Here is a 25868-nt window from a genome sequence, read left to right as displayed (position 1 = left end):
ACACAATCGTTTCGTTGGCTGCGCTTAGCTGTCGATCAAAGAATCGGCACAAGCCCGGCGCCGAAGGCTGTCAGCATGCGCACCAGCAGCCATTTCGGACCGACGTTGACCTCGGGGAAATCGCCCACCGCCACGTAGCACTTGCGGAACTGCGGGTCCTGGCGCTTGAGCGGAAACGGGCAGTCCGGGCCTGGCTGGAATTCGTAGTTGGTGGCGTAACGCCATGGCCAGAAATCCAGTACCGGCAACGCTTCGGACACCTTGCCCACGCTGTAGTTCAAGCCGCTCAACACCGGTGGTTTTTCGCGCGGGGCCACCGTCCAGGCGTTTTCCGGGTTCATGTCGCGCTCGATGCTGGCCGCCAGCGCCTGCGCAAAGCGCGCATCGTCGATCACCACTGCCGCTTCGGTGTTGTAGTTCTCGCTGCGCGGATCGAAGTTGTGCGTACCGATCACGCCGATGCGGCGATCCACCACCAGCGACTTGGCGTGCAACCCCATGCGCGCACCGGCGCGGGTCACTGGCAGCGGCTTGTTGACCGCGCGAGTACCCAAAAACGACGGCCGGGTTTCGGTACGCAGCACGCGGCGATCGACCTCGCTGCCGCCGGGCGCGCGACCGGCGCCACTGCTGCCCCGAATCACGCTGCCGCCGGTGCCGCCGGTGTCTGCACCGCTGCTGCCGCGCACCGCATTGCCGGCCGCACTGCCGCCGATCAGGCGATTGTCGCGCCTGTCTTCGTTGATCTCGGAAGCAGGATTGAGCGGGTCCGGCACCAGGTTGGCGTAATCCACCGGCGCATCCAGGGGAAACGGCTTGAACTCGTACAGGTTGAAGCCCAACTCGCGCATGTTGCGGCGTTTGAACTTGTACGACAGCGCATACACGATGGGGTTGTCGGTGGCTGCCAGACTATTGGTCGACACCACGATGCGCGGTGGCTGCGGGCGTTTGCGCAGCTCACGGAAAATCGCCTGGGCCTCGTCGGACAACACCAGATACGGCGTTTGCAGCAGCACTTCCTGCTGCGCGCCGGCGATCAGGCCGTCCAGTTCGGGGGCCGTCGACACGGCCTTGGCAGCGTGTTCTCGGCGGTGCTTCTGCGGCAGGTCGGCCACGTAGAGCACGCGCTGCACCGACATCGCGGGGGTGACGAAGGCATCGCGCACGAACTGCGGATCGCGCGCTTCCCGGTCCACCCGCGCCACCCGATCCGGGCGCCGGAACTGTGCGGGCGGCATCTGCGGGGCGCCCTGTTCCAGCAGCAGCCGGCCAACGTCGTTCAGACGCTCGGCCGGCACACTGCGCCGCGCGCGCCAGAACGCATCGAAGTTGGCCGCCATCGCGCGCACTTCCGGGCCGGCCAGAATCACGTCGCGGTCGCGGAAGTTGTACTCGCTGTCCCAGTCGTAATAGTCGTCCTGGTAATTGCGCCCACCGACCACGCCCAGCACGTCGTCCACCACCAGCAGCTTGTTGTGCATGCGCTGGTTGAAGCGCCGGAAGCAGCACACCACGCTCCCGGCGTAATCGAAGTAATTAAGTTTCACCTTGCCGAAGGTCGGGTTGTAGATGCGCAGCTGCAGGTTTTCATGGGTGCTGGCCAGCGCGCCAAGAATCTGCAGGTCGGCGATTGCCGAGAGCTGATCGATCAGGATCCGCACCTTGACCCCGCGCTGGGCCGCGTCGGTCAGCGCGTCCAGGATCATGCGCGCGCTGTCGTCCTTGTCGAAGATGTAGGTCTGCAGGTCGATGCTGCGGGTGGCGCTGCGGATCAGGTTGAGCCGTGCCACCAGCGATTCTTCGCCGTGATCGACGATGGTGGCGTAATGGCGCGGCGCGGCCGGGGTGGAGGCGGTGATGGCGTCGCCGCCCAGCGTGCGGAGCGGCGAAGCCTGGGCGCAGTGATTGGCCTGGGTGCAGCTCACCGCGGTACTGCGCGCCGTCGCGGCAACGACAGCGGCACGGTTACGTTCGACTTGCGACAGGCCGGCGCATCCGGTGCCGAGCAACAGGGTTGCCAGCACAAGGACCCTCAACAGGAACCTCACGGGCGCCGCGCCTCCTGCAACCGCCCACGCAGAATGAATGTCACCCTGTCGCCCAAGGCCATCTGCCACGCATTCATTCCGTAACGTCCACGCAGGACCGTACCTCGACTGATCACGTCGCAATCATAGCCCGGCCGCGCGCATTCAGCTGGCGCCACATGCAGGGTCTCGATGTGGGTGATTCCGCGGATGGTCAGGTTGCCGGTGATGTCGCCGCCGCCCTTGACCACCTCTTCGGCGTAAGGCAACGACTCGAACTCCACCACCGGGTAGCGCGCCACGTCGAAGAAATCCTCGCCCCGCATCCAGCTGGTGTAACGGTCCTTGCCCGGGATTTCCACCTGGGTGGCGTCCAGCCGGAAGCGCACCTGCATGCGCCGGTCCGGCAATTCCACCAGCTCACCGCGAAAACGCGGGAAGAATCCTTCCATCTTCATACCGAAGCGGGTCTTGATCTCGAACCCGAAGCGCGACTGCACCGGATCGATCACGTGCACTTTCTGCTGCGCAAGGCAGGGGAGCGCGACCCAGAGCGCGAGCCAGGCGAACCAGCGCAGCGACGATGACACGGATCAAGGCCACCAGAAGGCGGTCAGGCGGGCGATCCCCGGCTCGATGGTGGCGTCCAGCGGCAGGGCCAGCAAGGCGATCGAGGCGGTCGGCATGCCCCGGTAGTCGCCGGTCTGCCCGCTATGCATCAACGCGGCCAACCGCTCCAGACCCGGGTTGTGGCCGACCAGCAGCAGGCGCTCGGCCTCGCGGTGCTCGTCCACCAGGCTGGCCAGGGTGCCCGGGGTTGCTTCGTAGATGCGTTCGTCCAGACGTTGTTCGATGTAGCCGGTGAGCTCGAGCACCGCCTCCAGCGTCTCGCGGGCACGCCGCGCCGGCGAGCACAGCACCCGGTCCGGGACCAGCCGCTGTTCGCGCAGCCAACGCCCGGCAGATTCGGCTTCGGCGATGCCATGCGGAGACAGCGGGCGGTCGAAGTCGGCCTGACCGGTATCGGCCGGCTCGGCATGGGCGTGTCGCAACAAGATCAATTCGCGCATAGGAACTTTCCGGTTCTAGGACTTCTTGAGCCACTTCAGCAGCGGCTCCCAGTCCTGTTGATGGTCGCGCACCTGCGCCGAGCGATAATCGAACAAGCTGCGTCCCAGCCCGGCCATGACCACGTAGGCCTGGGTGTCGCGCAATTGGGTCACCAGCGGGTAGGGCCAGGTGCCGATCATTTCGGCGGCCTGCTGCGAGGTCTGGGTCCAGGGACGCGCGCGGTTGAGCACCAGGCCCACCGGCAGTTTGCGCTGGTGCACGCGCGGCACCTTGGCCAGCGTGTTGAGAAAGCCCACCACCGCTTCGATATCCAGCGCCGAGGACAGCACCGGCACCACGATGGCGTCGACATGGTCCAGAAAGCCGCTCAGGTCGTCGGCCATCGCACCGGCAGGTGCATCGATGATCAGCTGGTCGGTGCCATCAGGGACCGCGGCCTGCCAGTTGCGGCGCTTGGTGGCGTCGATCGGCAGCACCGCACTTTCCAGGCTGGCGCGTCGCTGCGCCCAGCGCGTGGACGAGCCTTGCGGATCGGCATCTGCCAGCACGGTGCGCTGGCCTTGCAATGCCGCGTGTGCGGCCAGATTGGTGGCGATCGTGGTCTTGCCGACGCCGCCTTTGGAGGCGGCCACCAGGACTGTCTTCATGCACGCCTCGCTTCCGGGAGCAAGCCGGCAGCGTACACCGCGGCAGGGTGAGGAAGTAGTCGAAACGCGTTAAACGCGATACGCGTGTATGTCACCGCAGTGCAGCATCGGCGCACGGTTCAGCCGCAAATGTTTGTTGCGCGCCTGTGTCTCGGCGAAGTGCAGCGACGAGATGACCGTCTACCGGCGGCAGACGGCAGACGGCAGACGGCAGACGGCAATGCTGCTGCACTGCACGTACGCGCGCAGTGCCGGGACTTCACTTGCGTCGACGTGCTCCCACGCTCAGCAGCAGCAGATACCGCGCCGAGCCCTTGCAGCGGCAAAACCGGGCGTGCGGGCCTGACCGACTTGCTGAGCCCATTGCGGCACCTCGCGCATTGGCGGGGTCAGGCGTGGCAGACGCTATTGCCGCAGAGGCCGACAGGCTGGCGCCAAGGCACAGCAGCGCCATCCTGAGTGACGATGTCCCTGCAGGCACTTGTCTCGTCGACGGGAGCGGTGCGATGTCGCAGCCCACCATCTTCGTGCGGCTGCAGGCGTATCACGCCCCCAGGCGCGCCAGCAGCCAGGACCAGGCGGGCAGGGTCAGCAGCGAGAGCAGGATGCTGTAGCCGACCATGGCCGCTGCCAATCGGGGGGCCAGCCGATGGGAGATCGCCAGCGCAGCGGCGGTGATCATGGTGGGCATGGCCGATTCCAGCACGTTGGTCTGCAGCATGAGCCCGCGCAGGCCGAGCGCCCAGGACAGCGGCAGCGCCAGAATCGGCATTACCGCAAGCTTCAACAGCAGCCCGACTGCCAGCGGCTTGAGTTCGTCGGCGGTCAGGCGCAACTGCAGCGAAAAGCCCACTGCCAGCATCACCAGCGGCAACATCGCATCGGCCAGGCTCTTGAGGCCCGAGCCGATCCAGGCCGGCGGTTGCTCGGGCATCAGCGTCAGCGCAAACAGCAGCGCCCACAGCGGTGGGAACTTGAGCACCCGCGCCAGGATCATCGTTGCGGTAGGTGGCGTATCGCCGCTGTAGCGCGCCAGCACGTACAGGCCGAAGGTGGACAACAGCACGAAGGTGCCGAACTGGTCGTAGACCACCGCGTACGGCAGGGCGTGATCGCCGAGCAGCGCGCGCACCATCGGAAATCCGATGAAACTGGAGTTGGTAAACACCACGCACATCAGCAGCGCGGCGTACTCGGCACGGCCAACGCGCAACAAACGACTGCAGCCCCACAGCAACGGCACGATAATGGCGGTCAGCAGCCACGGCGTGGCGATCACTCCGCCCAGCGAAGCGTCCAGATGCAGGCGCGGCACGTAGGTCAGCACCGAGGCCGGCAGGCAGATATACAACACGATGCGATTGAGCACATCGGCGCTGTTGTCGGGCAGCACCTTGAGCCGCGCGAACACCAGGCCAAGGCCCAGCATCGCCAGGATCAATGCAAACGCATCCACCGCCATTGGGTGATTGTGTCCGTTGGAAAGCGGTGCACAGGATCGCATAGCGCGCGGCGCTACCCAACGAAGTCCCAGTTACCGCATCGTTTGCCTAGCTCCAAGCCAGTGATCCGGGTTCGGCTTGCCGCGGTTGCTTGTTAAACACGCTGCGCACCAACCAGTAAGGGCGCTGCAGCGAACTCGCAGCGTCGAATGCGCAGTGCCCTCGCCGCTCGCGGGACACGCCGTGAGCCCGTCCCTGGGAGCTCGCTGGCGGCATCCATCCCGCCAACGGTCCCGCAGGCGACGAGGACACGCACCAGAGAGTTGGCTGGTGGTTTTGTTTAAGCACGACTGCACCGCATCTCCGTTGCTGGTCGCTTTTTTGAAAGCTCTGCAACCGAATCAATACGACTGGCCCTTCCCGCTGACCGTCGCAGGACCCTACGTGGCATGGCCGCCACGCAAGCGCTCACAAGAACCTGCTTGCAGCGTACCCAGAGATGGTGGCGAAGGCCCCTGCAGCAACCTGCACGGCACGTGCTGCAGGCGATCCCGCAGCGCGGCCCGCGCTTACGGAAATGCTGGCGGGTTGGCCTGCCATGCCGCAAAGACCTCGGCCAGGGTGGCGCGCTCTGGCTCGCGCCAATCCGGCAGCAGGCTGGCGTAGTTGGCGCTGCTGCCCCAGCGATCGGGCCAGGTGCGCACGGCCGCGGCATACCACTCCACCGCCTCCTGCTTGCGGCCGGCCCGCCACAACGTCAGTGCCGCCGTGGTGGGCAACCATTGCGGCGTGGCCGGGCGGCCATTGGCCAGATTGGCCCACTGCTGCAACGCCTTGTCGGGCTTGTCGGCGCGCAACAGGTCCCAGCCGTAGTTCCAGCTGATGGCGCGGTATTGCTGGCTGCCATTGGAGACCAATGCTAACGCGCCCTGGTACAGCTCATCGCCCAATTGCGTGCGTCCACCGGCATAGGCCAGCGAGGCCAGCTGGGCGCGAGGCTCGGCGGCGCGTGCGTCACGCTGCACCATCGCGGCCAGGCGGTCGACCACGGCATCGCCCTGCCCCGGCACCGCAACCACCGTCTTGGTGGTGCTGCGGTCTTCGTCGAAATAGAACTCCTTGGGCTTGGGCAGGCTCTGTGCCTGCGCCAGCGACCACACGCCTCCAAGCAGGGCCAAGGCGGCCCATGCGTATTTCCTTTTCACTGTTGTTTTCCCCTGACAGCAAACGACCCCTTCCCATCCCCATCCTACCCGCAGCGCGACGGCTGTGCATCCGCATGCGAGCGGACGCGTGAAGGCTGACTGTTACACTTTGCGCCGCCGTTTTGGAATCCGTCGGGCGTGTCATTGGTTTCTGTTGACACGCACCGGGTCCCAGCCACCCTTTCCGGGCACGCCATGACCAGTACCGCTGCACTCTCTTCTCCCGACTCTGCCAACACGCCGGAGCTCGGCCGGGTGGATGCGGACTACACGCTGGACCACAAGTACACGCGCACGGATGGGCGCATCTATCTGTCCGGCGTGCAGGCCCTGGTGCGGCTGCCGTTGCTGCAACGCCTGCGCGACGACGCGGCCGGGCTGGACACCGCTGGCTTCATCAGCGGCTACCGCGGCAGCCCCCTGGGCGGGCTGGACCTGGAACTGTGGCGCGCGCGCAAGCACCTGGACGCGGCGCGCGTGACCTTCACTCCCGGCCTCAACGAGGACCTGGCCGCCACCATGGTGTGGGGCACCCAGCAGACCAATCTATTCCCCGGCGCCAAGGTGCAGGGCGTGTACGGCATGTGGTACGGCAAGGGCCCGGGCGTGGACCGCAGCGGCGATGTGTTCAAGCACGCCAATGCCGCCGGCACCTCACCGTTTGGCGGCGTGCTGGCGCTGGCCGCCGACGACCATGCCTGCCGCAGCTCCACGTTGCCGCACGGGTCGGAAGACGAATTCGTCAGCGCGATGATGCCCATCCTCAACCCGGCCGGGGTGCAGGACATCCTGGACATGGGCCTGCTGGGCTGGGCGATGAGCCGTTACACCGGGCGCTGGATCGGCTTCAAGACCATCGCCGAGACGGTGGAATCGTCCGCCTCGGTACAGGTGGACCCGTTCGCACGCACCATCGTGCTGCCGGAGGATTTCACGCTGCCGTCGGGCGGGTTGAGCATCCGTTGGCCGGACCCGCCGGTGGATCAGGAAATGCGGCTGCACCGCTATGCGGTCGCGGCGGCGCAGGCATTTGCACGGGCGAACCAGATCGACCGGATCGTGCTGGATTCACCACGCGCGCGGCTGGGCATCGTCACTACGGGCAAGAGCTATCTGGACGTGTTGCAGGCGCTGGAATACCTGGGCCTGGACGCGCAGGCCTGCGCGCAGATCGGCATCCGCGTCTACAAGGTCGGCATGACCTGGCCGCTGGAGCCGGTGGGCATCAGCGCGTTCGCGCAGGGGCTCGACGACATCGTGGTGGTGGAAGAAAAGAAGGCCTTCATCGAGCGGCAGATGAAGGAGCTGTTCTACAACTGGCCGGCCAACGCAGGTGCGCGGCCGAGCATCGTCGGCAAGTACGACGAGCATGGGCAATGGATTCTGCCCTCCACCGGCGAGCTGACCCCGGCCACGATTGCGGCGGTGATCGGCAGGCGCATCCAGCGCCTGCTGCAATCGAGCGCGATCACCGCCGAGTCGATTGAGCAGCGGCTGCGCTGGATGGAGACCAAGGAAGCGGAAATGGCCTTGCCGCGCGCGCAGTTCCCGCGCGTGCCGCACTATTGCTCGGGCTGCCCGCACAACACCTCCACGGTGGTGCCGGAAGGCTCGCGCGCGCTGGGCGGGATCGGCTGCCATTACATGGTGACCTGGATGAACCGCTCCACCGACACCTTCACCCACATGGGTGGCGAAGGCGTGACGTGGTCGGGGCAGGCGCCGTTCACCGACACCCCGCACGTGTTCCAGAACCTGGGCGATGGCACGTATTTCCACAGTGGTTCGTTGGCGATCCGTCAATCGGTCGCCACCGGCGTCAACATCACCTACAAGATTCTCTACAACGATGCGGTGGCCATGACCGGCGGGCAGCCGGTGGACGGCACGCTCACCGTGCCAGATATCGCCCATCAGCTGCGCGCCGAAGGTATCCACGAGATTGCGATCGTCAGCGACGACATCGGCAAGTGGACGCGGCGCCGCGATCTGTTTCCCACTGACGTGGCATTTCATGATCGTGGCGAGCTGGATGCGGTGCAGCAGCACCTGCGCACGATCAAGGGCGTGTCGATTCTCATCTTCGACCAGACCTGCGCCACCGAAAAACGCCGCCGCCGCAAACGCGGCAAGCTGATCGACCCGCCCAAGCGCGTCATGATCAATTCGCTGGTGTGCGAAGGCTGCGGCGATTGCGGCGAGAAGAGTTTTTGCGTGTCGGTGTTGCCGAAGGAAACCGAATTCGGGCGCAAGCGGCAGATCGATCAATCCAATTGCAACAAGGATTATTCCTGCGTCTCGGGTTTCTGCCCGAGCTTTGTCACCGTGCATGGCGGTGCGCCGCGCAAGGGCAAACAGCGCGACGCCAGTGCGCTGCTGGACAACTTGCCCGCACCGCCGCAACGCACCACGCTGGAGCAACCCTGGAACATTCTGATCACCGGCGTCGGCGGCACCGGCGTGGTGACCATCGGTGCGCTGCTGGGCATGGCCGGGCATCTGGAGGGCAAGGGCGCCACCGTGCTGGACCAGACCGGCCTGGCGCAAAAAGGCGGCGCGGTGACCACGCATATCCGCATCGCGCGCACGCCCGGCGACATCCACGCGGTGCGTATCGCCGCCGGCGAAGCCGACCTGGTGGTGGGCTGCGACATGGTGGTGGTCAACGATTATTGGGCGCTGTCCAAGGTGCGCGATGGCCGCACCCAGGTGGTGCTCAATACCTACGAAGCAATGCCGGGCAGCTTCACCACGCAGCCGGATTTGCAGTTCCCGGCTGCCGAGATCATCGCTGGCGTACGCACCGCACTGGGCGGCCAGGAGCCGCTGTTGCTGGACGCCACGCAATTGGCCACCGCCCTGCTGGGCGATGCGATCGCCAGCAATCTGTTCGTGCTGGGTTATGCCTGGCAACACGGGCTGGTGCCGTTGTCGCATGCGGCGTTGATGCGCGCGATTGAGCTCAATGGCGCGGCCGTTGCGATGAATCAGCAGGCCTTCGCCTGGGGCCGCCTGGCGGCGGTGGATCTGCCGGCGGTGCAACGCGCTGCCGGCCTGGCGACTACCCACGCGCCTGCACATCTGCACGGCGACGCCCCGGACGCACGTGCGCCCGGCAGTTGGGAAGCCCACGATCTCAGCGGGCAGAGCGCGCCGCGCGGATTGGCGCAGACCGATGGCAACACGCTGCATGGCGATGTGGATGCACCGGTGCATCCGCTCGACGATGAGCAGCTGGCGCAGTCGTTGGACGAGGTGATGACGCGCCGCGTCGCGTTCTTGACCGACTATCAAGACGCTGCCTACGCGCAGCGCTATCGCGCGTTGGTAGAGCGTGTGCGCGCACACGAGGCCCAACGCGCACCCGGCAGCACTGCATTGACCGAAGCAGTGGCGCGCTATGCCTTCAAGCTGATGGCCTACAAGGACGAATACGAAGTGGCGCGGCTGTACACGCGCGGCGATTTCCAGCGCCGGTTGCAGCAGCAGTTCGAAGGCGACTACACGGTGCGCTTCCACCTGGCACCACCGCTGCTGGCCAAGAAGGATGCGCACGGCCATCTGATCAAGCGCGAGTACGGGCCGTGGATGTTCAGCGCCTTCAAGCTGCTGGCACGGCTGAAATTCCTGCGCGGAGGCAAGCTCGATGTGTTCGGCTATACCGCCGAGCGACGTGGCGAGAGGCAGCTGATTGCCGATTACATGGCGACGGTGGAAGGGCTGCTTGAGCGGCTGGACGCCGACAACGTCGGGCTGGCCGCGCAGATCGCCAGCATTCCGGAACACATCCGCGGCTATGGCCACGTCAAACATGCGCACCTGCTGGAAGCCAAGGCGCGTGAAGCCGCGCTGCTGGCGCAGTGGCGCAATCCGAAAGCGCTGCATGTCGTGCAGGCGGCCTGAGGCAGCGCTCAGTGATGGCTGCACGTGTGGCTGACTGTTACGAAGAGGTCGCTTCTTGTTAGACGTCCTGGCAGCGGCGCGGACGGAATCGCTTCAACACGACCGGAAGTGTGCAGCGCTGGGTGGTTCGGATGCGCTGAAGGCTGGAGTAAAAGCTGAGGGAGCCGGGTGCGCGGCGCCCTCACCGCTCACGGGACACGCCGTAAACCCCTTCCCCGGGGGCTCGACGGCGGCATCCATGCCGCCAGCGGTCCCACAACGGCGAGGACACCGCACCAGACCGTTGGTCTGAGGCCAAAAAAAACAGCCCATCGCACGAATGGCTGCGGTTGCTGCAGATCGCCGGGGTATCACATCCGCTAAGCGCTGCGAGACATCAAATGAGCCAGCAGGTCATCCGCTTGAATCGCACAATGCACTGCTTGCATATGCACACCGGCCAACTCGACTGGTCGTTGCCTGCTCACCATCGCGGGACCTTTGGCATGGATGCAGCCACGGAGCTGACATGGACGTACTTGCGGCGCATCGCGGGAGGGTGAGCGGGCAAGGACCTGCAATCTAGCCTCAGATCGGCCGCTTTTTGACGACGCCGAGATCATCCACGCTGCAATGAACCTACGTGAAGTCGTGCTGTTAGCGGCTTTTGAAACGCCCGCCAAACCTCAGTCGAATTGCGGCCCGCGCATCAAGCGAATCGGGCCGCGAACATCTGGCAGCTGCACTGTCCGACCTTGCTGGGTGACACGGACGACCCCGGCGCGTGCGGCCGCTGCGGCCACCTCGCGTACCTGCGGCATCAGGTTGCGCCACACGTCAGGGTCTTCGCTCAGCGCGCGCGCCACCTCTGAGGGACAGATGGATTGCTCGGGCTGCCGTTGTGCGAGCAAGTGCCGGATCAGCGCAGCAATCTGCGCATCATCTGGCACTTGCACGCCTGCCCCGCGTGATCACAGTGGACGCAGCAGACGCAGCCCGAACCAGTCCTTCGCATCGTTCCAGCCATGCGTGACCTTGAGCCCGGCGGCCGCGGCCAGTTCGGCAAAGCGCGCGTCGGTGTACTTGTAGCTGTATTCCACCTGCATGGCTTCGCCTTCGGCAAAGGCGAATTCCTTGCCGCCCACCTGCACGCGCTGGTCGCGCTGGCTGATCAGAAAGGTTTCGATGCGCCCACGTTCGCGCGCATACACCGCGTGGTGGCGGAAGCCGTCCAGATCGAAATCGCTGCCGATCTCGCGATTGAGCCGCGCCAGCAGGTTCAAGGTGAACTCTGCAGTGACACCGGCTGCATCGTTGTACGCCGCTTCGATCAGGCTGGCGTCCTTGTCCAGATCGATTCCGATCAACGCGCAGCCATCGTTGCCCATGGTTTGGCGCATCGCGTCCATCAGGGCGACGGCCGCAGTGTCGGTGAAGTTACCCAGCGTCGACCCGGGAAAAAACATCACGTGGCGACGCGAAGGACGCTGCGCATCGGGCAGGCGCAACGGCTTGGTGAAGTCGGTGCAGACCGGCAGCATCTGGATCTGCGGGAATTGCTGTGCCAACCGCGCGGTGCTTTCGAGCAACGCGGTGCGCGAAATTTCCAACGGCGTGTACGCCACCACATCGCGCAAGCCTTGTAGCAGCAGCTCGGTCTTGCGGCCACTGCCGCTGCCGTATTCGACCACATGCACGTCCGGGCCGATCGCCTGCGCGATCGCCGGCATGCTGGCTTCCAGCAATGCCAGTTCGGTGCCGGTGAGGTAGTACTCCGGCTGCCGTGTGATGGCTTCGAACAGCTGCGAGCCGCGGGCGTCGTAGAAGTATTTGGACGGCAGCGTCTTGGGGGTCTGCGACAGGCCGGCCAGTGCATCGGCGGTGATGTCGTCCGGCTGCGGGCGCAGGTCGGTCAGCGCGGCATGGGCGCGTTGCATGGCATGGGCGGCGGCGTTCAAGGCAGGTCCTTGGCAAGGCGCACGCCGGCAAACTGCCAACGCGCATCGGAGGGGAAAAAGTTGCGGTAACTGGCGCGTAGGTGACTGGCCGGCGTGGCGCAACTCCCTCCGCGCAGCACCCATTGCGCATTCATGAATTTGCCGTTGTATTCGCCCAGTGAGCCAGGCCACGGCGCAAACCCGGGATACGGCAAATACGCACTACCGGTCCATTCCCAGACATCGCCAAACAGCTGCTGCAGGCCGGTGTCCACGGCCTGCGCACCACGCGGGTGCAGCGTGTCGGTATCGACAAAATTGCCTTGCACCGCGACACCTGCAGCCGCCTGTTCCCACTCGGCCTCGGTGGGCAGACGCGCGCCGGCCCAGCGGGCAAACGCATCGGCTTCGAACAGGCTCAGGTGGCAGACCGGCGCGTGCGCATCGCGCGTGCGCCAGCCATCCAGGGTGAATTCGCGTCCCTCTGCATCCCAATACAACGGATGCTGCCAACCTTGCGCCTGCACCATCGCCCAGCCATCGCTGAGCCAGGCGCTGGCGCTGCGGTAACCGCCGGCGTCGATGAACTCCTGGAACTCGGCATTGGTCACAACACGATTGGCCAAGGCATGCGCACCGATCAGCACGCGGTGACGCGGCGACTCGTTGTCATAGGCAAACGTATCGCTCTGCGGCCACGCGTTGGCGCCGATCTCCGCAATCTGCTCATCGCGCGCATGCCACCGCAGCGCGCTCGGCAGTGCGGCCGCTGGCGCGGGCGCATCGCGATAGGCCGGCTGCAGCGGGTTGCTCCATAGCGCGTGCTTGATATCGGTCAGCAGCAATTCCTGATGTTGCTGCTCATGCTGAATGCCTAGTTGCACGATGGTGCAGGCCTGCGCGTCGAGCGTGCCGTCTTGCAGGCGCTGCCGCATGTGGGCGTCCACCGCCGCGCGATAGTCGTGCACCTGCTGCAGCGACGGCCGCGACAACACCCCGCGACGTGCGCGTGCGTGCATCGGGCCAACGCTCTGGTAATAGCTATTGAACAGAAAGTCCCATGCCGGATCGAAGACGCGGTACGCAGGATCGGCCTGCAGCACGAAGCGTTCGAAAAACCAGGTGGTGTGCGCCAGATGCCATTTGCTGGGACTGGCATCGGGCATGCTCTGCACCATTGCGTCTTCTGCGCTCAGGGGTGCGGCAAGGCGGTCGCTCAGCGCGCGGGTCTGCGCGTAGCGTTGCAGCAGCGTCAGCTGCTGTTGCTGGCGGTCGACCACCAGGGGTGAGAGTGCAGACATCGCCATATGCTTGGGCAGCGTCCGTGAACGCGCCGTGTCGGAGCCATGGCAGCCAGCGGTAAGCTGTTGGCATGTCATCGTCTTCGCTGCCCAGTTCGCTCCCCACCCCCGTCGCCTGGGAACATCGGCACCACGCGTTTGCGCTGCCCGATGAGGTCATCCATCTGGATGCTGCCTCGCGCGGGCCATTGCTGGCAGCGGTGCAGACCGTGGCGCATCAGGCAGTCGATGCGATGGCCACGCCATGGCGGTTGCCATTCGACGCATGGCTGCACGACATCGAGCGGCTGCGCGGCCTGGCCGCCGGCCTATTCGACAACGATGTCGATGCGGTGGCATTGCTGCCGTCGGCCGCGCATGGCCTGGCCACGGCCGCACGCAATCTGCCACTGCATCGCGGCGAGGCAGTGCTGCTGCTGGACGGGCAGTTCCCATCGAACCTGCTGATCTGGCAACGGCGCTGCACCGAGATCGGCGCACGCCTCGTGGCGGTGCCGACCACTGCCGGCACCGTGCTGACCGATGCGGTGCTGGAAGCGGTGGAACGCACGGCTGCGCTGCGCATCGTCAGCCTGCCGCACGCGTACTGGCTGGACGGGCGGCAGCTTGACCTGGACAGGATCAGCGCCGCCGTCCATGCGCGCGGCGCGGCGCTGGTGCTGGATCTGAGCCAGAGCTTGGGCGTGCTGCCGACCGACCTGCCGCGCTGGAAGCCGGAGTTCGTGGTCAGCGTGGGACATAAGTGGTTACTTGGGCCGATGGGGCTCGCCTGGCTGTGGGTGGCGCCGCACTGGCGCACGCACGGCGTGCCGATCGAAGAACACTGGATCGGCCGTGATGCCGGCAGCAGTTGGGAGTTTCCGGTGGCGCAGGCGCCGGCCTATCGCGACGGGGCACGGCGGTTCGATGCCGGTGGCGTTGCTGACCCCTTGCGCATCGCGATGGCGACAGCCGCCTTGCAGCAGGTGACGGCCTGGCAACCTGCGCGTATCGCCACGGCGCTCGGCACATTGACCGCGCAGTGGGATGCGGCGCTAACCGCGCGCGGGTTCGGCCATTGGTGCATCCCCGGTCATGCGCCGCATCTGACCGCATTGCAGCCGCCGGCCACCCAGCTGGATGCGGTGGCGAAGATCTTCGGCGAACAGGGGGCGGTCTGCACACGGCGGCACGGGCGTCTACGTATCGCACCCCACGTGGGTGTTGCCGAGGGAGCGCTCCTGCGCTTGATTGCTGCGCTGCCGGACAAATAAAACGTTTGGGCCCGCGCGTGTAGGAGCGGACCTGGCCGCGACGCCGCATGGCCCTCTATCGCCGCCAGGTCCGCTCCCACGAGTGCATCGCATGGGTGGTCTGCGACTGACCGGGTACTCAGCCGCGCTGGCTGAGCCGCAGGCCGCGCGGGGTTGCCCAACGCTCCAGCCCTTCGAATGCCGCCTGCACCAGCAGGGCGAGGACGGCGGCGGGAATCGCGCCTTCCAGAATCAATCCGATATCGTCTAGGCGGATGCCGGTGAGAATCGGCTGACCATAGCCACCGGCGCCGATTAGCGCACCCAGCGTGGCGGTGCCCACGTTGATCACCGCGGCGGTTTGGATGCCCGCCACAATCGTGCGGCGGGCCAGCGGCAATTCCACACGCCACAGCCGCGTCCAGGCCGGCAAGCCGATCGCTTCGGCGGTCTGGCGTAGCTCGCGCGGAATCGACGTGAGCCCGGCATGGGTATTGCGCACGATCGGCAGCAGGCTATACAGAAACAACGCGGCAATTGCCGGCTTTGCGCCAATGCCGAACAACGGGATCATGAAGACGAACACGGCCAGCGAGGGCAGGGTCTGCAGCACGCCGGTCAACGACAACACCACCTGGCCCAGCCGCGGCCGCCGCGCTGCGAGCACGCCCAAAGGCAGTGCGATCAGCAAGGCCAGACCCAGCGAGATGCCGACCAGTGCCAGGTGCTCGCGGGTGTGGCCCAGCAACCGGCCGATGCGCGAATCCGCGTGTGCCGTGGCCGCAACGCCCAGCCATTGGGCGGCAACCGCCGCCTCGGACTGTCGCTGCAGTTTCACCTGCGCATTGAGCCGCTGCATGGTGGCTTCGTCGATGCGTCCCTGCAGGCCCTGCAAGGTCTTGAGCATTGCCGGTGCGCGCTGCGCCAGGTCCTTGCGATACAAAAATACCGCCTGGTACTCCGGGAAATACTGGCGGTCGTCGCGCAGCACCTGCAGCTGGTAATACGGAATCTCCGCATCGGTGCTGTACAGGTCGGTGACCTCGATCGCTCCGCTTTCCAGCGCGCGGTAGGCCAGATCGTGATCCAGCCCGGTGGCGGCCTGCGGTAAGCCGTAGGCCGCACGCACGCCAGGCCAGCCGTCGGCGCGCTGCATGAATTCATTGCTCAAGCCGATCTTCAGTGCCGGGTGGCGTGCCAGATCCGAAAGCGATGCGATGCCCAGCGCCTGCGCGCGCGCGCGACGCATGCCGAATGCGTAGGTGTCCTGGAACCCCAACGACTCGGTCATCGCCAGACCGCGCGCGTCCAGCGCCGCGCGTAGCTCGGCGTGGCTGGCCTTTGGCAACTGCAGCAATTCCTGCGCCAGGGTGCCGGTGTATTCGGCGTAGGCATCGATCTGGCCGGTTTCCAGCGCGCGCCACAGGATGCGTGTGCCGCCGAGCTGGGCGCGGTGTTGGACGTCCACGCCGTCCCGCCGACCGGCAGCGGTGGCGATTTCGCCCAGGATGACCGCCTCGGTGAAGTTCTTCGAGCCGATGGTCACCGGCGCGGCCTGCACGCCGAGGCTGCAGATCAGCAGCAGCATTGCCGCAAGGACACGCGCCATCATGCGGCGTCGCCGATGCTGCGTTGTGCAGTCAGAAACCGCTGCACGAACGGCTCGGCCGGCTGCTCGATCAGCTCGCGCGCACTGCCCTGCTGCACCACGCGGCCATCGCGCATCAGCACCAGGGTGTCGGCCAGATAGGCCGCTTCGGCGACATCGTGGGTGACCAGTACCACGGTCTTGCCGAGCTGCGCGAACAGCGCGCGCATCTGCGCCTGCAGGTCGTAACGCACGATCGGGTCGAGCGCGCCCAGTGGTTCGTCCAGCAGCAATGCGGGCGGGTCCAGCATTAGCGCGCGAATCAGGCCCATGCGTTGACGCTGCCCGCCGGAGAGTTCGGCCGGATAACGCGCCAGCAACGCCGGCGGCAACTGGCACAGCGTGCACAGACTTTCCAAGCGGGCGTCGATGCGTTGCCGCGTCCAGCCCAGGGTCTGCGCCAGCAGCACCACATTGCGGCGTGCATCCAGATGCGGAAACAGCCCACCTTCCTGGATCACATACCCAATGCGTTGGCGTTGCACCTGCAGGCTGGCGCGCGCCAATGGCACCCCATCGAAGGCGACCGTGCCGCTGTCAGGCCACTCCAGCCCCACCAGCATGCGCAACACGGTGGACTTGCCCGCACCACTGGGGCCGATCAACGCGGTCGTAATGCCGCTGGCGAAATCAAGCGAGACCGCATCGAGGGCGACGGCCTGGCCGTAGCGGCGGCTGACCTGGTCGAGAGTAAACATGCGGTCGAGCTTGCCGAACGCGACGTCAGACGCGCGCGAAGGTGCGCATCAGCGCGGCGGCGCCAGCAATTCGCGCGCGCTTAGATAGCCATCGCCGTTGGCGTCCTGCCGCGCAAAGCGCTCGATCAACGTGGCCCGATGCGCAGCGCGGGTGATCGGCTTGCCGCGCCGGCCAGGCAATTCGTCGCCCTGCAGTACACCATCGTGATCGACATCGCGTTGATCGAAGGCGTAGCTCATCCAGGCCAGATATTCATCGCGGCTGACCCGGCCATCGCTATCGGTATCCATGCGCTTGAGGTAGTCCTGGCTGTCCTGCACCTGTGCATGCGCCGCGCATGCGCACGCGCACGCATAGACGATGCATGCCATCGACAACGCGCGCGCCACCGCCCCCTTGTAGCCGCGCGCACAGGCCGCAGCACGCGTGCCGCTGCACTTACGCGCCACTCAGCGCATAACCCTTGAGCCGCGCCGCGTATGCTTGCAGCGCGGCGTTGCCGCTGGCTTCGGCCTCATGGCACCACTGCTGCAACTGCTTGAGACGCTCGGATGCATCATGGCTGCGCGCTTCCAGCACCGCGGTCAGGCGCGCGCGGTACTCGATCAGCGTGCGCATGCGCGGACGCTGCGCCACCCAGGCCTGCAACTGCGCGCGCGCATCCGGCTTGAGCCAGCGCCCGTCATCGACCAGACCCTTACGTAACCGCCGCGGCAACAACTCGCGCAACTTGGCGCCGGTCGTAGCGGCCTCTTCACGCAAGGCCGGCTTGAGCACGTTGCGCTGGTAATCGGTCATGGCCTGGAAGCGATGCGACAGCAGCGCCTTCAGCGTATCGGCATCGGGCACGGCGATATTGGGGCGGATATCCAGCGACGGCGCCACCCGCAGCACCTTGGCCAGCCCCACGGCCTGCAACCCGCGAATCGCGATCCAGCCGATATCCAGCTCCCAACGCCGCATCGAAAACCGTGCCGAACTCGGGAACGCGTGATGGTTGTTGTGCAGTTCTTCACCACCGATCCACAGCGCCCACGGCGTGAGGTTGGTGGAGGTGTCGGCGGATTCGAAATTGCGATAGCCCCACCAATGGCCCAGGCCATTGACCACGCCGGCGGCCCAGAACGGAATCCACGCCATCTGGATTGCCCATAGCGCAATGCCGGGCAAGCCAAACAGCACACCGTTGAGCACCAGCAGCGCGATCGGGCCGGCATTGGCGTGCGGGGTATACAGATGCCGCTCGATCCAGTCGCTGGGCGCACCGTTGCCGTATTGCTCGATATCGGCGCGCTGCGCGCGTGCTTCGCGATACAGCTCCACGCCGCGCCAGAACACCTGCTTGATGCCCTTGGTCTGCGGGCTATGCGGGTCTTCCTCGGTCTCGACCTTGGCGTGGTGCTTGCGATGGATCGCCACCCATTCGCGGGTGATCATCGAGGTAGTGAGCCAGGTCCAGAAGCGGAAGAAGTGCGCTACCACCGGATGGAAATCCACGCCGCGGTGCGCCTGGCTACGATGCAGGTACAAGGTCACCGCAAAGATGGTGAGTTGGGTGAACACCAGCAGCACCGCCAGCATGCCCCACACACCCAGGCCGGCCACGCCGGACGTCAGGAAGTCGATGATCGGGTCGGACAGCATCGGCAGTTCCACGGCGGCGGTGTCTCTTTGGTCGATGCAGACATGATGGGGGCGATCGCGGCAAACTTCACCCTTCGGATGCGTAGGGTGACGCCTACATTCCTAAAGCGGTTCACACGTCTCTTTTCCCTCACTGCCTGATGTCTTGCGTATGCCTGTTGCCACCGCTGCTGCCGATCCTTTTGCCGATGCGCCCGCGCTGATCGAACTCGACCACGCAAGTGTGATGCGCGGCCAGGTCCGCGTATTGCATGCGTTGCGTTTGCGTATCGCACTTGGCCAGCACACCGCCATCCTTGGCCCCAATGGCTGCGGTAAATCGTCTTTCATCAAGCTCATCACGCGCGAGCTATATCCGTTGGCGCGTGGCGATGGTCAGCCTGCGGTGAAGGTGCTGGGGCAGGCACGCTGGCAGGTGGACCGGTTGCGCTCGCAGTTGGGGATCGTCACCGGCGATCTGAGCGTCAATCTGGCCGACATGCCGGGACTGGATGTCGAAAGCGCGGTGCTGTCGGGTTTCTTTGCCAGCTACGTGGTGCCGCCGCATCGCGAGATCAGCGACGACATGCGCGCACGGGCACGTGAGGCGTTGGCACTGGCACGCGCCTTGCCGTTGCTGGATCGCCCGTACGCCGAGTTGTCGGCCGGCGAGACCCGCCGCGTGCTGATCGCGCGCGCCCTGGTCAACCGCCCGCAGGCGCTGTTGCTGGACGAGCCGTCCACCGGCCTGGACGTGGTCGCGCGCCGGCACCTGCTCGACACCTTGCGCGACCTTGCCCGGCAAGGCATCACACTGGTGCTGGTGACCCATCACATCGAAGAGATCGTGCCGGAAATCGGGCGGGTGATTCTGCTGCGCGCCGGCAAGGTGGTCGCCGACGGCCCGCGCGATGCCTTGCTGACCGATGCCAGCCTGTCGGCAACGTTCGACGGGCCGGTGCGCGTACACCGCGATGGCGAACGCTACTGGGCGACGGTCGGCGAATAAGAGCGGCTAACAAAACGACTGCGCAGCCATAAGACGGGCGCGGCCGGTGCTCGGTGCGGCATGTACCTCTCTTCCACGCCGGTTCTGCGCGCGCCGCCCACACCCACTGACGACGCATCGCTACGTTGCGTTCTATCAGCGCGCCACGCCAGCGACGCCGACACTGCGGTCAGCGTGATGCCGTGGCCGGATGCATGCTACCCACGCTCCGGCCTTCTTCGGCGCGACCGCCTTGTCACCACCGCTTCGGGGGAATGCTGGCCTGACCGGCACGGGTGGGTTATCGCCCGGTGGTCACCACACCTGACCGCCCTGCACGGCATGACCTTGGACACGGGACGCGGTGACCAGTGCTGCGACTAGACTCGCCACACACACAGACAGGAGTCGTCCCGATGGCCCAGTGGTATTTCCATGTTCCCGGACAGGCCGACCGCATCGGCCCGCTGGACGATGCCAGCGCCCGCGTGCACGCCCAGCGCCAACCCGACGCACTGGCCTGGCGCGATGGACTCGATGGCTGGACGCCGGCCCGTCAGCTGGCCGAGCTGCAGGGCGCCGGCAGCGCACCGCCGCCGCTCGGCAGCAGTGCCAGCGCCGGGCGCGCCGATGAGATCGACTACCGCATCGTCGGCAACGACATGCAGTTTGTCGAAGTGGAACTGGACCCGGGCGAGAGCGCCATCGCCGAGGCCGGGGCGCTGATGTACAAAGATTCGGCGGTGCAGATGGACACCGTGTTCGGCGACGGCTCGCACGATGGTCAGGGCGGCAGCAGCGGCGGGCTGATGGGCAAGTTGCTCTCGGCCGGCAAGCGCGTGGTCACCGGCGAAAGCATGTTCACCACCGTGTTCACCCATGCCGGCAGCGGCAAGGCCAAGGTAGCCTTCGCCGCGCCCTACCCCGGCACGGTGCTGGCGCTGCGGCTGTCCGCGCACGGCGGGCGCCTGATCTGCCAGAAGGACAGCTTCCTGGCCGGCGCGCGCGGCGTGTCGTTAGGCATCGCCTTCCAGAAGAAGATCCTCACCGGCCTGTTCGGCGGCGAGGGCTTCATCATGCAAAAACTCGAAGGCGACGGCTGGGTGTTCGTGCATGCCGGCGGCACCGTGGTGGAACGCGAGCTCGCCCCCGGTGAGCGCATCGACGTGGACACCGGCTGCGTGGTCGCCTATCACGCCGGCGTGGACATGGACGTGCGCCGCGTGGCCGGATTGAAGAGCATGTTCTTCGGCGGCGAGGGCGTGTTCCTGGCCACACTCACCGGCCCCGGCAAGGTGTGGCTGCAATCGCTGCCGTTCTCGCGCATGGCCGGCCGGATGCTGCAGGCCGCCCCGCAAACCGGCGGGCAGCAGCGCGGCGAAGGTTCGGTGCTCGGCGGCCTGGGACGGCTGCTGGATGGCGATAACCGGTTTTGATTGGTTGCAGCGACAGCTGAGTGCGTGGGTGATGTTGCAGACGCACGTTGGTCCGAGAACACGTGGTGCGGGCCGAGCGGCTGCGCAACAAGCCGGTGCCGCCCGGACTAAAGCCCCTCTCCCTACGGAGAGGGTTTGGCGTGAGGGTACGGGGCGGGGCACTCGTGTCGTTCCAACTGCACGTGGCTTCGCACGTACCCTCATCCGCCCTTCGGGCACCTTCTCCCGGTGGGAGAAGGAATGCGCTTCCACTGATCCTGCGGCGACGACATCCCGACCGTAGCCAAGGCCCCGCTTCCCCAGAATCAAAGCCCCTCTCCCCACGGGAGAGGGGTTGGGGTGAGGGTCCGGGGCGAAGCCCTCGCGTCGTTCCAACTGCACGTGGCTTCGCACGTACCCTCATCCGCCGTTCGGGCACCTTCTCCCCCATGGAGGGGGACAATGTCCCGATGGGAGAAGGGGCAGGCCCCGGGCGATTGCTGTCATGACGGCAGTCCGGGCGCAGCCAGCGGCCGTTCTTGAGGAATCGACGCGTTTGTCCCTGTATCAGGGAGTCCGCGACCGCAGCGATCGTCTCGGCGCGCGTGTATTCTCCCTCGCCTTTCCTATCGACGTTTTCGCCATGACCGCGCTCCGCCGCCCCCGCTCGCTTGCCCTGTTGTCCATGCTCGGTCTGCTCTCGGCCTGCGGTGGCGAACCACGCCCGGCAACGCCTGCGCCGGTAGTGCAGGCGCCTACGGCCGCTGCGGTCAAACCGGTAAAGATCGGCATCGCGCTCGGCGGCGGTGCGGTCAAGGGTTTTGCGCATATCGGCGTGATCAAGATGCTCGAGGCCAATGGGTTTGCACCCGTGGTTGTGTCCGGTACCAGCGCCGGCAGCGTGGTCGGTGCGTTGTATGCCAGCGGCATGGACGCCTTCGAAATGCAGGAAAAAGCGGTGGCGCTCGACCAGACCAGCATCCGCGATGTGCGGCTGTTCTCCGGTGGCCTGGTGCAGGGCCAGAAGCTGCAGGACTACGTCAACGACCAAGTCGGCGGCAAGCCCATCGAGAAGTTGCGCAAGCCGTTCGCAGCCGTGGCCACGCGTCTGGAAGACGGTGAGCGCACCGTGTTCGTGCGCGGTAACGCCGGCCAGGCGGTACGTGCATCCAGCAGCATTCCCGGTGTGTTCGAGCCGGTAACCATCGGCAAGTTCCATTTTGTCGACGGCGGCGTGGTCAGCCCGGTGCCGGTAGATGCCGCGCGTCAGCTCGGTGCCGAGTTCGTGGTGGCGGTGGATATCTCCAGCAAGGCCAGCGGCAAGAATCCTGGCGATTTGATGGGCACGGTGAACCAGTCGATCTCGATCATGGGCCAGCGTCTTGGCGAAGCCGAGCTGAAACGTGCCGATGTGGTGGTGCGTCCCAAGGTCAACGATATCGGCTCGGCCGATTTCAATCAGCGCAGTGTCGCCATCCTGGAAGGCGAACGCGCCGCGATGGCGGTGATGCCGCAGATCCGCGCCAAGATCGCGCAGCTGCAGGCCGCGCGCAGCAGTGCCACGCGCAATGCAGCCGACCAGGCTGCGGCGGCAAAACAGCAGGCCTACCAGCGCTGCCTGGAACAACGTTCGCGCTGGCAGAAATTGCGCGGCAAGGATGAGGAATGCGTGGCGCCGTAAAGCGGTTGGTGTGCGCGGCATCTGCGTTACGCACGATGCATTGTTGGAGGTACAGGGTGATCGCAGAGCTTGCTTGTAGCGGGCAGGTGCTGCGATCACTGCTCATCACCGCCAGCTGCGGCCTCCAACGTCAAGGAAGAAGTCGGGTGCGTGCCTGCAGCGGGTTGCGAATGGCGCATGCGTGTGCGGTGTGAGTTGCATGTACGCACATGGGCGCAGGTGAGCAGGGGCCTCTGCTGCTGTGTAAAAATTTCTTCGGCATCGCCGGTATTGTGACGGCATCGCGGCTAGGGCCGCTCCTGCTTGGTGCCGCATCTGGCCCGCTTGATTTACCACGTTATGCGCGTCTTTTCGCTCGCGTGGTTGACGACGTTATCTGCCTGCCGTTCGCACAGTGCACGCTGGCGCGCACGCGGCATTGATCGAGCCCGGCGCGCTTCGTTTGCGTTGGTCGATGCCGGTGCGGAAGCGCTGATGCAGTGTTGGGACCGGCATCGCGGCCAGGGCCGCTCCTACGTAACGGCAGAGACTTTGGACGTCGCTTCAGGACCCTGGTTGCGATGCCGGGCCGATCATCGTGGTGCACGCAGCGCGCGGTGACCGGCCCAGCCTCGTCGTTTTCTCAATACCGCCAGCGCAGCGACACGCTGACAAAGCGCGGTTCGCCGTAGTTCTGGTAGTCCAGATTGGCCCAATAGGTCTTGTCGAACGCGTTGCGTACCGCCAGCGTGGCGGTCCACTGGTCGCTGATGCGGTAATTGGCGTTGAAGTGCACCAACGCATACGGGTTCTGCACCACGGTGACCGGTGTGGTGGCGCCGCTGCCGTCGCCGGTGGGGCGTGCGATGTTGAAGCCGCGCACCGCGCTTTGCCAACTCACACCACCACCGATGCTCAGGCGATCCCACGCGCCGGGCAGCCGCACCTGCGTGGACAGCTGCAGATAATCTTCGGGCAGGTTCGCGTAAATAGCGTCGGTGGGTGCGCGGGTGACCTTGACGTGCGTGTAGCCGGCATTGACCGTCCAACCCGGCAGAACTTCGCCATTGAAGTCCATCTCCCAGCCGCGGCTCTTGGTGCCGTTCACACCGATATAGGCCGAGGTGCCGTCCGGCAACGACGATTCTGGCTGGGTCATGTCGCGCACCGCGTAGTTGTCCTGCTTGGCTTCAAACACGGCGGCAGTGGCCATGGCGCGGCCGTCGAGCAATTGCGCCTTGATGCCGGCCTCCAGATTGGAGCCTTCCACCGGCGCGAGCAGGTTGTTGTCCTTGTCGCGGTAGTTCTGCGGGTTGAAGATTTCGGTGTAGCTGGCGTAGACCGACACGTCCGGCACGATGTCGTAGACCAAGCCCACGTATGGGGTGACTTCATCGCTGACCTTGTAACGGCCGGTGGTGCCGGTGTAGCCGCCACTGACGTCGAAGCCCTGGGTGCGCGTCTGCCAGGTGCTCAGGCGCGCGCCGGCGATCAGCGACAACGGGTCGGCCAGGCGCAGGCGTGTAGAGGCGTACACGCCGCGTTGGGTGGTGCGCGCTTCGCGGCGTGCGCCGGTGCGGCTGTAGGTCACCTCGGGTGCGTCGCCATCCCAGTTGCGGATGTCCGGAATCCGATAGCAGCGCTCGGAGCCACCGCTTTCGTTGATGCACGAACCCCAGCCGCTGGGGTACTGCTGAGTCACGCCGTACGTGGTCGATTGCAGATCCTGCCAGCTGCCGCCCAGCACCATATCGTGCTGGCGGCCAAACAGCGAGAACCCGCCCGACAGATACACATCCACACCATCACGCGCATCGCTGGTTTCGCCGGTGCCGGTACGCAGGAACACGCCGCTGCCATCGGCGGCCGGGTAGCCGGTGCCGTAGACGCGAATGCTTTGCACATCGCCCTTGGTATGGGCGTAGTTGACGCGCAGCAACCAGTCCTCGCCAAAGCGTTGTTCCAGATTGGCGAATGCGGTGGTGGTTTCGCGCTGCCAGCGCGTCCATTCCGGTGCCATGTTGGTCGAGCGCGACAGATTGGCCAACGTGCCATCGGCCGCGAAGAACGGCACCGTGCCCCAGGTCGAGCCGACCGGGCTGTTGTCCTGGCGCTGATAGCCGACGGTCAACGTGGTGCTGTCGGTCAGATCGCCTTCCAGCACCGCCATGCCGGACATCTTGTTGTCGTGGTAACGGTCGTAGTAGTAGTCGCGGTCCTGCCAGGCCGCGACCACGCGGCTGCGGAAGCGGCCATCGTCGGTGAGCGGCGCATTGACGTCGGCCTGCATGCGGCGGAAATCCCAGGTGCCAGCGCTTGCGGCAACCGATGCGTCGAACGTCTTGCCCGGGCGCTTGCGCAGCAGGTTTACCGTGGCCGACGGAATGCCCGCACCGGTCAGCAGGCCGTTGGCGCCGCGTATCACTTCGATGCGGTCGTAAAACACCGTGTCGTATTCCTGATTGGTCGCGCCGCTGTAGGTGGGCAAGCCATCGACCTGGAAGTCGGTGATCTGGAAACCGCGCGCAAAATACAGCGGGCGCTGGGTGTCGTAGAACGAGACGTTGACGCCAGTGACATTCCGCATCACATCATCGATGCTGAAAAGCGACTCGTCTTCCAGCCGCTGCAACCCGATCACGCTCACCGACTGCGGCGTCTCCTGCAGCGTCAGCGGCAGGCGCGTGGTAGTGGCCGGCTGCGCGCGGCTGACCGCGCCGTTGACGGTGACCTGGTCAAGCGTCTTGGCATCGGTCAGGTCGTCAGCGTGCGCAGCCGCGGGCCAGGTCAACGCGCACAGCAGGGCAACAGACAAGGGGGTCAGTGGGTGAGTCAATACAGGCATCGGTCTCTCATCGATCGTGGGCGCACGCTAGGGCGTGGCGGCAGGGAGCAGGCATGCGTCGGCGTGCTGCTCGAGCGATGAGCTGGCTGGCCTGGCGAGGCTGGCGGATCGACGAACAGGCATGGCCGGAGCCGGCCAGACGTTACGCAAATGTAAATCGTTATCGTTTGAGGGGCAAGCACGACATGGCTGAGCTTGATTGGTTGCGCGGGGGCGATCTGCGTGCGGCGTCAGGTCACCGGG

General features: G+C 65.8%; 19 protein-coding genes. 5 read left to right on the top strand and 14 right to left on the bottom strand.

Features of this window, described 5'->3' with window-relative positions; translation table 11 throughout:
* Positions 1-35 precede the first annotated feature (35 nt).
* From BJD12_RS13540 to BJD12_RS13515, 6 genes are all read right to left on the bottom strand, one after another.
* A complete protein-coding gene (locus tag BJD12_RS13540) occupies positions 36-2051 on the bottom strand; it encodes a phospholipase D family protein (RefSeq protein WP_042828034.1) in 2016 nt (671 codons plus the stop codon).
* The gene (locus BJD12_RS13535) at positions 2048-2620 is read right to left on the bottom strand and encodes a YceI family protein (RefSeq protein WP_005992686.1); all 573 of its coding nucleotides are present in this window, start codon (positions 2618-2620) and stop codon (positions 2048-2050) included. The genes BJD12_RS13540 and BJD12_RS13535 overlap by 4 nt, the downstream gene beginning before the upstream one ends.
* 3 nt (positions 2621-2623) lie before the next feature.
* A complete protein-coding gene (locus BJD12_RS13530; RefSeq protein WP_005992684.1) occupies positions 2624-3100 on the bottom strand; it encodes a SixA phosphatase family protein in 477 nt (158 codons plus the stop codon).
* Positions 3101-3115: 15 nt separating this feature from the next.
* A complete protein-coding gene (locus tag BJD12_RS13525; RefSeq protein WP_005992682.1) occupies positions 3116-3748 on the bottom strand; it encodes a ParA family protein in 633 nt (210 codons plus the stop codon).
* Between the two features lie 544 nt (positions 3749-4292).
* Positions 4293-5210 carry an AEC family transporter gene (locus tag BJD12_RS13520; RefSeq protein WP_005992680.1) on the bottom strand — a complete coding sequence of 306 codons (918 nt, stop codon included), beginning with the start codon at positions 5208-5210 and terminating at the stop codon, positions 4293-4295.
* Positions 5211-5759: 549 nt separating this feature from the next.
* Positions 5760-6395, bottom strand: a complete 636-nt coding sequence (locus BJD12_RS13515) for a tetratricopeptide repeat protein (protein WP_039423428.1) — start codon at positions 6393-6395, stop codon at positions 5760-5762.
* Between the two features lie 195 nt (positions 6396-6590).
* On the opposite strand from BJD12_RS13515, the gene BJD12_RS13510 reads away from it, so the two are divergent.
* Positions 6591-10298 (top strand): indolepyruvate ferredoxin oxidoreductase family protein, encoded by a 3708-nt coding sequence (locus tag BJD12_RS13510; RefSeq protein ID WP_042828033.1) that lies wholly within the window; start codon positions 6591-6593, stop codon positions 10296-10298.
* Between the two features lie 665 nt (positions 10299-10963).
* On the opposite strand, the gene BJD12_RS13505 is transcribed toward BJD12_RS13510, so the two are convergent.
* From BJD12_RS13505 to egtB, 3 genes are read right to left on the bottom strand one after another with little or no spacing between them, the layout of a single operon-like run.
* Positions 10964-11233 (bottom strand): DUF3253 domain-containing protein, encoded by a 270-nt coding sequence (locus BJD12_RS13505; protein WP_039423430.1) that lies wholly within the window; start codon positions 11231-11233, stop codon positions 10964-10966.
* A 15-nt stretch (positions 11234-11248) separates the two neighbouring features.
* Complete coding sequence (egtD, locus tag BJD12_RS13500; RefSeq protein WP_005992670.1) at positions 11249-12235, bottom strand: L-histidine N(alpha)-methyltransferase; 987 nt, start codon at positions 12233-12235, stop codon at positions 11249-11251.
* Positions 12232-13521 carry an ergothioneine biosynthesis protein EgtB gene (gene egtB / locus BJD12_RS13495; RefSeq protein WP_042828032.1) on the bottom strand — a complete coding sequence of 430 codons (1290 nt, stop codon included), beginning with the start codon at positions 13519-13521 and terminating at the stop codon, positions 12232-12234. Before egtB ends, egtD begins: the two co-directional genes overlap by 4 nt.
* Before the next feature lie 65 nt (positions 13522-13586).
* Between egtB and BJD12_RS13490 the strand changes: the two genes are divergently transcribed.
* On the top strand, positions 13587-14768 hold the full coding sequence (locus BJD12_RS13490) for an aminotransferase class V-fold PLP-dependent enzyme (protein WP_005992666.1): 1182 nt from the start codon (positions 13587-13589) through the stop codon (positions 14766-14768).
* A 118-nt stretch (positions 14769-14886) separates the two neighbouring features.
* On the opposite strand, the gene BJD12_RS13485 is transcribed toward BJD12_RS13490, so the two are convergent.
* The 4 genes from BJD12_RS13485 to BJD12_RS13470 are packed head-to-tail and all read right to left on the bottom strand — an operon-like array spanning position 14887 to position 18738.
* Positions 14887-16359, bottom strand: a complete 1473-nt coding sequence (locus tag BJD12_RS13485; RefSeq protein ID WP_005992664.1) for an ABC transporter permease/substrate-binding protein — start codon at positions 16357-16359, stop codon at positions 14887-14889.
* Positions 16356-17093 (bottom strand): ATP-binding cassette domain-containing protein, encoded by a 738-nt coding sequence (locus BJD12_RS13480; RefSeq protein WP_005992662.1) that lies wholly within the window; start codon positions 17091-17093, stop codon positions 16356-16358. The genes BJD12_RS13485 and BJD12_RS13480 overlap by 4 nt, the downstream gene beginning before the upstream one ends.
* A 48-nt stretch (positions 17094-17141) precedes the next feature.
* Positions 17142-17543, bottom strand: coding sequence for an EF-hand domain-containing protein (locus BJD12_RS13475; protein WP_005992661.1), 402 nt, complete (start codon positions 17541-17543; stop codon positions 17142-17144).
* The gene (locus tag BJD12_RS13470; RefSeq protein WP_042828035.1) at positions 17533-18738 is read right to left on the bottom strand and encodes a DesA family fatty acid desaturase; all 1206 of its coding nucleotides are present in this window, start codon (positions 18736-18738) and stop codon (positions 17533-17535) included. The genes BJD12_RS13475 and BJD12_RS13470 overlap by 11 nt, the downstream gene beginning before the upstream one ends.
* Before the next feature lie 151 nt (positions 18739-18889).
* On the opposite strand from BJD12_RS13470, the gene BJD12_RS13465 reads away from it, so the two are divergent.
* From BJD12_RS13465 to BJD12_RS13455, 3 genes are all read left to right on the top strand, one after another.
* On the top strand, positions 18890-19726 hold the full coding sequence (locus BJD12_RS13465; RefSeq protein WP_005992657.1) for an ABC transporter ATP-binding protein: 837 nt from the start codon (positions 18890-18892) through the stop codon (positions 19724-19726).
* A gap of 395 nt (positions 19727-20121) precedes the next feature.
* The gene (locus BJD12_RS13460) at positions 20122-21141 is read left to right on the top strand and encodes a TIGR00266 family protein (RefSeq protein WP_005992655.1); all 1020 of its coding nucleotides are present in this window, start codon (positions 20122-20124) and stop codon (positions 21139-21141) included.
* Between the two features lie 622 nt (positions 21142-21763).
* Positions 21764-22801, top strand: a complete 1038-nt coding sequence (locus tag BJD12_RS13455; protein WP_005991247.1) for a patatin-like phospholipase family protein — start codon at positions 21764-21766, stop codon at positions 22799-22801.
* Positions 22802-23423: 622 nt separating this feature from the next.
* Here the strand turns inward: BJD12_RS13455 and BJD12_RS13450 are convergent.
* Entirely contained in the window at positions 23424-25625 is a 2202-nt protein-coding gene (locus tag BJD12_RS13450; protein WP_042827870.1) for a TonB-dependent siderophore receptor, read from the bottom strand.
* Positions 25626-25868 lie beyond the last annotated feature (243 nt).

Origin of the sequence: Xanthomonas vesicatoria ATCC 35937, assembly GCF_001908725.1 — a bacterium.
GTDB lineage: Bacteria > Pseudomonadota > Gammaproteobacteria > Xanthomonadales > Xanthomonadaceae > Xanthomonas > Xanthomonas vesicatoria.
The sequence above is the reverse complement of the archived record's forward strand: the minus strand, read 5'-3'. Positions and strand labels throughout refer to the sequence as shown.

Bases quoted from the DNA above. Each gene is read 5' to 3' on its own strand.
- BJD12_RS13520 (WP_005992680.1), bottom strand. From the start codon at position 5,210: ATGGCGGTGGATGCGTTTGCATTGATCCTGGCGATGCTGGGCCTTGGC.
- BJD12_RS13510 (WP_042828033.1), top strand. From the start codon at position 6,591: ATGACCAGTACCGCTGCACTCTCTTCTCCCGACTCTGCCAACACGCCG.
- BJD12_RS13485 (WP_005992664.1), bottom strand. From the start codon at position 16,359: ATGATGGCGCGTGTCCTTGCGGCAATGCTGCTGCTGATCTGCAGCCTC.
- BJD12_RS13530 (WP_005992684.1), bottom strand. From the start codon at position 3,100: ATGCGCGAATTGATCTTGTTGCGACACGCCCATGCCGAGCCGGCCGAT.
- BJD12_RS13450 (WP_042827870.1), bottom strand. From the start codon at position 25,625: ATGCCTGTATTGACTCACCCACTGACCCCCTTGTCTGTTGCCCTGCTG.
- BJD12_RS13470 (WP_042828035.1), bottom strand. From the start codon at position 18,738: ATGCTGTCCGACCCGATCATCGACTTCCTGACGTCCGGCGTGGCCGGC.
- egtB (WP_042828032.1), bottom strand. From the start codon at position 13,521: ATGGCGATGTCTGCACTCTCACCCCTGGTGGTCGACCGCCAGCAACAG.
- BJD12_RS13460 (WP_005992655.1), top strand. From the start codon at position 20,122: ATGGCCCAGTGGTATTTCCATGTTCCCGGACAGGCCGACCGCATCGGC.
- BJD12_RS13490 (WP_005992666.1), top strand. From the start codon at position 13,587: ATGTCATCGTCTTCGCTGCCCAGTTCGCTCCCCACCCCCGTCGCCTGG.
- BJD12_RS13465 (WP_005992657.1), top strand. From the start codon at position 18,890: ATGCCTGTTGCCACCGCTGCTGCCGATCCTTTTGCCGATGCGCCCGCG.
- BJD12_RS13455 (WP_005991247.1), top strand. From the start codon at position 21,764: ATGACCGCGCTCCGCCGCCCCCGCTCGCTTGCCCTGTTGTCCATGCTC.
- BJD12_RS13525 (WP_005992682.1), bottom strand. From the start codon at position 3,748: ATGAAGACAGTCCTGGTGGCCGCCTCCAAAGGCGGCGTCGGCAAGACC.
- BJD12_RS13480 (WP_005992662.1), bottom strand. From the start codon at position 17,093: ATGTTTACTCTCGACCAGGTCAGCCGCCGCTACGGCCAGGCCGTCGCC.